The sequence below is a fragment of the Rodentibacter rarus genome (assembly GCF_001998965.1).
Taxonomy (GTDB): domain Bacteria; phylum Pseudomonadota; class Gammaproteobacteria; order Enterobacterales; family Pasteurellaceae; genus Rodentibacter; species Rodentibacter rarus.
Genome location: NZ_MLHJ01000155.1, coordinates 1 through 1062 on the forward strand (window position 1 = coordinate 1; position 1062 = coordinate 1062).

Annotated in this window: 1 protein-coding gene; it reads left to right on the plus strand. The window is 33.0% G+C overall.

Annotated features, from left to right (window positions below; translation table 11 throughout):
* The first annotated feature begins 155 nt into the window (after positions 1-155).
* Entirely contained in the window at positions 156-914 is a 759-nt protein-coding gene (locus BKK50_RS12030; protein WP_077418446.1) for a DNA-methyltransferase, read from the plus strand.
* Positions 915-1062 lie beyond the last annotated feature (148 nt).

Here is a 1062-nt window from a genome sequence, read left to right on the forward strand (position 1 = left end):
TGGAAGATCATTGACAACAGTGACAGAGGATGGAGGTTTAGCCCGAATGATTTAGCCATTATCTTTAAAAAGTGAAGACGGCGACACGGTATATAAATTCGCCAAATATTTTGCATAAAATCAGATTCTATTTTTTCTGTTCCATCCCGATTGTTATGCAAAATAAACAACCATTTAAGGAAAACAAAACGCCTTTTAAAACACAATGGCAATTTAATTTATTTAACGAGGAATTTATGCGCATACAATTATCTCAAGGGGATTGTTTAGAGTTACTAAGTGATATTCAAGATCGTGCAATTGATTTAATTCTTACCGACCCACCATATGGGATAGATTATCAATCATCCTGGGTTAAGGATAAATCAAAACGCTTTCCCAAAATTCTTAATGATAAAAAGCCATTTATCGACTTTATCAAGCACATAGATAGGATTTTATCTCAAAAAGGGTGTGCGTTTATCTTCACAAGATGGGATGTTCAACAAAATTTCATCAATGAGTTGAACGCAAATGGACTAAATCCTAAAAACGTAATTATCTGGGATAAAGCTGTTCATGGTATGGGGGATTTGCAGCGGTCTTTTGGATCGAGATATGAAAGTATTATTTTCGTTTCTAAGCTAGAATTTCGATTTAACGGTAAACGCCCTACAGATATCATTCAATTTAACCGAGTTCCAGCTAGTAAATTAACCCATCCAAATGAAAAACCTGTTGCGTTATTAGAATATTTAATCACAAAGTGTAGTCATGACAATGATATTGTACTTGATTGCTTTATGGGCAGCGGCTCAACTGGTGTTGCTTGTATTAATACAAATAGACGATTTATCGGTTTTGAGTTAGATGAACATTATTTTTCACTTGCTAAAGAGAGAATTGAAAACTGCAAGAATCAAATAACGAAGTAAACCTATGCCTAAGAAAAAAGACGAGATGAAATTCACATCTAAAGGGCGTTTTTATTTTCCTTAAATGATTGTTTATTTTGCATAAAAGTTGGAAATGGCTTATGCAAAATAAAATCCTAATTTATGCAAAAAATTTTGCGAATTTATA